Origin of the sequence: Acetivibrio mesophilus, assembly GCF_004102745.1 — a bacterium.
Classification (GTDB): Bacteria; Bacillota; Clostridia; order Acetivibrionales; family Acetivibrionaceae; genus Hungateiclostridium; species Hungateiclostridium mesophilum.
In genome coordinates, this window is sequence record NZ_RLII01000057.1 from 1 (window position 1) to 5,562 (window position 5,562).

Sequence of the window (5,562 nt, forward strand, 5' to 3'; positions counted from 1 at the left end):
ATCACACCGAAACTTTGCAGAATCACTATTTTTATGCATGTACTGACAATTTTCGCATAAAATCAAAACTTAGTAATAAACATTATAGTATAAAATAGCAAATATGCCAATATAATTTTTATAAAAATACCAAAAGGTTATCTATTTGCCACGGTTAACGCATGAATATTATCTCCAACCAAGAATTCCGTAAAGAATCTTTTAAAATATGCTATTGCAACATATGTAATATAAGTCAGGAAGTATAATATAACACTCTGAACGAATGCTTATCTATAATTAAAATAAAGCTTGATGTACACACAAGATATACATCAAGCTTTGTATTAGGTGATTTTTATAGCTGAATCTATTTATAGTTGTTTACTTTTCAGATGTCAGTTTCGGCGCTTTTAACATAGATATTATTACAAAGCCTACAACTGCTGCGACACCAGCAATTATAAAGGCTGTTGAAAATGCCTTTAATGCGCTGAAATAAGCAACAATATACGATGAAGCGACCGCTCCTGCACCAAAACCAAGAAGAATCAGACCATAGATTGTTGCTACGTTTTTTGTTCCCCAGAAGTCAGCAGTCAATGCTGGGAAGACCCCAAGGAATCCTCCATAGGAAAATCCGATTATTGCTATAAATGTAAGCATTAAATATGCTTTCGTAAACGATACTCCTAGAATTGAGACAGCAGCGATAACAAGAAGTATTAATATTGTTTTCTTTCTTCCTAACCTATCAGAAAACCATCCCCAGAAAAGGCGTCCAAAAGAATTAAATGCACTAATAATCATAACTCCCGCAACAGCTGCTTCTTTTGTCAGGCCGCTATCTGGCTGCAATCCAAGAATTTTTGCCATAGGAATCATCATTGATCCTGCAGCAGTTGCACACATAAATGCAGCAATTACCATATATATCTGAGGTGTTTTTAAGGCTTCAGCCGGAGTAAAGCTTCTCGTAGCTACTCCATCCTTTGAAGCCGGAGGCGTCCAGCCTTCGGGCTTAAACCCTTCAGGAGGGCTAATTATGAAAAATGCTCCCACTACGTTTACAATAAAAAATACAATACCTAATATGGAAAATGTGTTCAAAACACCATATGTGTTAATCAAAGCTTCTGCGACAGGAGTGAACAAAAGTCCGCCAAACCCAAGAGCAGAAACGATAATTCCTGTTACTAAACCTCTTTTATCAGGGAACCATTTCTGACAGCAGGCAATTGTAGTTGTATAAGCCATTCCCATTCCAAAGCCGCCTAAAATGCCGTATGTAAGCCAAAGCATCCATGGTGTTGCCTCTGTAGTATACTTAGCTAAATAAAAACCTATTCCCAGTATGACACCTGCAGCAATAACTACCGTTCTTGGTTTTATTTTTTCTTGGAGCTTCCCTCCGATTGTGCTGCCGATTGTCAACACACCCAATAACAATGAATAAGCTAATGTACCATGTGTTGCCGGCCAATTGAACAAAGCATTAGGTGTTGTTTCACTAATGATAAGATACGACTGAAATACACTCCAAATGTACGCCGTACCTAGACACAACTGAATTGCAATACTTGCAATTACAGGTATCCAGCGATTAAATTTTGGTGAAGCTATACTAGTATTATCCATTACACTTTTCCCCTCTACATAAATTTCTATTTTTCAAAATGTTCCTTAAGGTACACAGCAAATTATATAGTAATTATGTTTCTTATACAATTGGAATGGAAAGAAAGATAAAAAAGCGTAAAAATCCTTTACTTCACCGGCAAAAAAACGTAAAAAAATACCCATATTCTTCCCTTATCAATAACCGTCCTCTCCATTTTTTCTCATTTCCTCTATCGCTTGCTCATTTAGAACCTTATCCTGATGACTCTCAATTATAAGCAATAACAACAATATGACACCTAAGATAACTGCCAAACCGCTAAATATATAGCATAATTGCATTATATCCGTCATATAAAATGTGATACCTAATACCACAAATATGCCAATCGCTTTTATCATCTTCAACCCAGGCTCCAACATATTTAATTTATACCTATATTTTTTCATCCGACACCTCCAAGAATAGTTCCAAGCATTTTATCTATATAGCTCTGCTGACATTTATCGGGTTAACCTTGCTTAAAGGTTGAAAGCAAAAGAGAAGGCTTCTATACCTTTCCCTATTAAGTTTACATTGATTACTCAGTATAAAATATGCTTTTATCTTTGAGGATTTTCAATGTTATTTCTTTTGCTCCCTCTCCACTGGCACTCTTTTCTGTTTCATTACTAGCCTCAATATTTGTCGCAAATATATATACATTGCCATCCTTTTCAACATATCCAACAAACCAACCATTTATATATTTATCGCTATTGGCTTTGAGGCCTAAACCGGTTTTTCCGGATAGTCTAGTTCCATTATTCTCAGACAAAACGATAATTTCTTTAACAATATCAATATTTCTCTTTGAAAAAGGCAATTGGTAGTCATAAAATTTCCTTAGAATGTCCACTATATTTTTCCTGCATTTTCTTCACCAACTTGTGATGCAAATTGGTTTTTCTATGTGTCTATATCTTTTTAGTATTGTACTATGTAGGTGTATATTTATTGATGATTTTAGGCTACATTACTTTTAAAACTTTGTAATAAAAGTCATAACAAAATTAACCATTTCTTCGGGAGATTCCTTTCTTCCATCAATCATCCATTTTTTTATTATGTTAACAACAAGCCCCATTTTACCAAAACCTATATATTTTTCTCTAATGGTTTGAGAAGCACTTAACTTTTCGATTTCCTGCAATTTTGCCGACATTCTTGAAAGAAGCTCGTTGACATTTTCTGCTTTTGTACCTAACCCTACCGAGTGATGCTTTGGAAATCGATAGAACATACTGTATAGCAGCTCTCTCCATCCGTTTTCGTCATTGCTTTTTAGTACAGGAATTACTTCCGCAACAATTTCGGTAAAAATATCATCAACAATATCGTCAAAAACATCGGCGATAGACATATAGTTTCGATAGAAGGATGCCCTTGCTATATTTGCCGAATTTACAATATCCGTAACAGTTATGTCCATATAAGATTTTTCGTTCAGCAGCATTACTGTTGCTATTTTGATTTGACTCTTTACCGATTTCTTTTGCTCTCTCATGATACAACTTTTCTCCTTTTTGTTTCATTTTAAATATTGTCATTGACACCGCTTTTTCGTTTTGATATAATGCCACTCATGTTACAAAGTGTATCATATTTGATACACTTCGTCAAATTTAGTAAAGGAGTAGATATTTTAATGTTACGATTATTAAAATATACCAAAAAGAAGGATTGGCTATTCGCCTTGTTAGCTATTGGTTTTATTGTTGTTCAGGTTTGGCTTGATTTGAAGATGCCTGATTATATGAACATTATTACTCAAATTGCGCAGGGAAAGTCACACATGGGAGGAGAAGCATATAAACTCTCCGATATTTGGGGAAACGGCGGAAAAATGCTATTATGTGCTCTTGGTAGTATGGCGTCCTCGGTAGTTACAAGCTTTTTTGTTGTAAATGTGGCTGCTGATTTTTCTGCAAGAATTCGTGAAAATCTTTATGTAAAGGTTCAAAGCTTTTCAAATAACGAAATAAGCAAGTTCAGCACGGCGTCCTTGATTACCCGTTCTACCAACGATGTTCAACAGGTGCAAACACTAATCACAATGGGCTTACAGCTTATGATTAAAGCGCCTATTACTGCTGTTTGGGCGATAGTAAAGATTGCGGGCAAGCAATGGCAGTGGTCGGCGGCGGTTGCTATTGCTGTAGGATTTATGCTTACTGCAATAATCATCATTATTTCACTTGTTGTTCAAAAGTTTAAGAAAATTCAAAAGCTTACTGACGATTTAAACAGAGTTACAAGAGAAAATCTAACCGGCATTCGAGTTATTCGTGCATATAATGCTGAGAATTATCAAAAGGACAAATTTGAAGGCATAAATGAAGACATGACAAAAACTCAACTTTTCACCGGTAGAGTTATGGCATTCATCGGTCCTATCATGTCGATGGTTATGAATGGTATTGCTCTTGCAATTTACTGGATAGGCGCCGACTTAATAAACAAAGCGACTATTATGGAATTTCCGACGCTTTTCGGTGATATGGTAGTATATATGGCATACGGAATGCAAATTATTGCTTCATTTATGATGCTTGCTATGATGTTTATGATAGCTCCTCGTTCCCTTGTTTCCGCCAAACGTATTAACGAAGTATTATCTACCGAAATATCCATCAAAGACGGAAACGGAGTTTCTAAAACCGATATACAAGGAACCGTTGAATTTAAAAATGTTTCATTCCGTTATCCCGATGGCCAATCGAATGTATTGCAAAACATATCCTTTAAGGTGAATAAAGGCGAAACGGTTGCGTTTATCGGTTCAACAGGATGCGGAAAGACATCGCTTGTAAACCTTATTACTCGTTTTTATGATGCAACCTCCGGTGAAGTTTTGGTTGACGGATATAATGTTCGTGATTATAAAAAAGACGAATTATCTCGCAAAATCGGTTATGTTTCTCAAAAGGCAGTGCTATTTAGTGGAGATATACAGTCGAATATTAATTTCGGAGATAATGATGCCGATATTTCGGCAATTGAAAAGGCAATATCTATTTCTCAAAGCGAAGAATTTGTTAAGCTTCAGAAAAACGGCCTTGAGGCCCATGTTGCTCAAGGCGGTCAAAACTTCTCGGGCGGCCAAAAACAGCGTCTTTCTATTGCGAGAGCACTTGCCCGCAAGGCAGAAATATTCATATTTGACGACACATTTTCGGCACTTGATTATAAAACCGATAAGATTTTAAGAAATGCGCTTAAAACCAAGATGAAAGATAGTACTTGTATTATTGTTGCTCAAAGAATAGGAACAATAATCGATGCCGACCAAATTTTTGTTATAGATAATGGCGAAATTGTCGGACATGGTACTCATAAAGAACTATTAAATACTTGCGATACTTATAAAGAAATTGCGCAAAGTCAATTAAGCGAGGAGGAACTTAAAAATGCATAGTATGGGTTCAAAAGGACCGGCCGAAAAGACCGATCTGAAAACATTAAAAAAGTCCATTTCTTCACTACTTGGTTATTGTAAAAAGTATGTTGCAGTAATTATTATTGCTCTTATTTTTTCGACAGTAAGTGCGATACTCGCAGTAATAGGTCCTGATTATATTTCCGATCTTATTGCTGAAATAACAAACGGAATTAAAACAACAGGCATAGGAATGCCTACAATTGATATTGATATGGATGCCGTAAATAAAATCGGCTTTACCCTTGTTTGTATCTATGCAATTAGTATGGTGCTAAACTATCTGCAAGCATTTATCATGAATCTTGTTGCAAGTAAAATCGGCAAGATGATGCGTAGCGATATTACATCAAAAATGGTAATGTAAATAATTTTGTGTATTGGAATTTTTACAATCCTTCTTAGCAAGAAATTTTGAATTTTTGAAGTTTACAGAATGTTACCTTAAATCATTTCTTCATTATATATTATTGCCAGTTTTGCC

General features: G+C 35.4%; 6 protein-coding genes. 2 read left to right on the forward strand and 4 right to left on the reverse strand.

The window, feature by feature from the left end; all coding sequences use genetic code 11:
* Positions 1–363 precede the first annotated feature (363 nt).
* From EFD62_RS16965 to EFD62_RS16980, 4 genes are all read right to left on the reverse strand, one after another.
* Positions 364–1,617 carry an L-lactate MFS transporter gene (locus EFD62_RS16965; RefSeq protein WP_069193241.1) on the reverse strand — a complete coding sequence of 418 codons (1,254 nt, stop codon included), beginning with the start codon at positions 1,615–1,617 and terminating at the stop codon, positions 364–366.
* A 177-nt stretch (positions 1,618–1,794) separates the two neighbouring features.
* On the reverse strand, positions 1,795–2,049 hold the full coding sequence (locus EFD62_RS16970; protein ID WP_069193240.1) for a hypothetical protein: 255 nt from the start codon (positions 2,047–2,049) through the stop codon (positions 1,795–1,797).
* A 131-nt stretch (positions 2,050–2,180) separates the two neighbouring features.
* Positions 2,181–2,498: a penicillin-binding transpeptidase domain-containing protein gene (locus EFD62_RS16975; protein ID WP_069193239.1), complete on the reverse strand. Its 318-nt coding sequence runs from the start codon at positions 2,496–2,498 to the stop codon at positions 2,181–2,183.
* Positions 2,499–2,621: 123 nt separating this feature from the next.
* Positions 2,622–3,146 carry a TetR-like C-terminal domain-containing protein gene (locus EFD62_RS16980; RefSeq protein ID WP_069193238.1) on the reverse strand — a complete coding sequence of 175 codons (525 nt, stop codon included), beginning with the start codon at positions 3,144–3,146 and terminating at the stop codon, positions 2,622–2,624.
* 141 nt (positions 3,147–3,287) lie between these two features.
* Here EFD62_RS16980 and EFD62_RS16985 point away from each other — a divergent pair, with 141 nt between their 5' ends.
* On the forward strand, positions 3,288–5,057 hold the full coding sequence (locus EFD62_RS16985; RefSeq protein WP_069193237.1) for an ABC transporter ATP-binding protein: 1,770 nt from the start codon (positions 3,288–3,290) through the stop codon (positions 5,055–5,057).
* Entirely contained in the window at positions 5,050–5,445 is a 396-nt protein-coding gene (locus EFD62_RS16990; RefSeq protein WP_128706559.1) for a 6TM ABC transporter family protein, read from the forward strand. Before EFD62_RS16985 ends, EFD62_RS16990 begins: the two co-directional genes overlap by 8 nt.
* The last annotated feature ends 117 nt before the right edge of the window (positions 5,446–5,562 follow it).

Coding starts and splice junctions, on each gene's coding strand:
- EFD62_RS16965 (WP_069193241.1), bottom strand. CDS start 1,617: ATGGATAATACTAGTATAGCTTCACCAAAATTTAATCGCTGGATACCT.
- EFD62_RS16970 (WP_069193240.1), bottom strand. CDS start 2,049: ATGAAAAAATATAGGTATAAATTAAATATGTTGGAGCCTGGGTTGAAG.
- EFD62_RS16980 (WP_069193238.1), bottom strand. CDS start 3,146: ATGAGAGAGCAAAAGAAATCGGTAAAGAGTCAAATCAAAATAGCAACA.
- EFD62_RS16985 (WP_069193237.1), top strand. CDS start 3,288: ATGTTACGATTATTAAAATATACCAAAAAGAAGGATTGGCTATTCGCC.
- EFD62_RS16990 (WP_128706559.1), top strand. CDS start 5,050: ATGCATAGTATGGGTTCAAAAGGACCGGCCGAAAAGACCGATCTGAAA.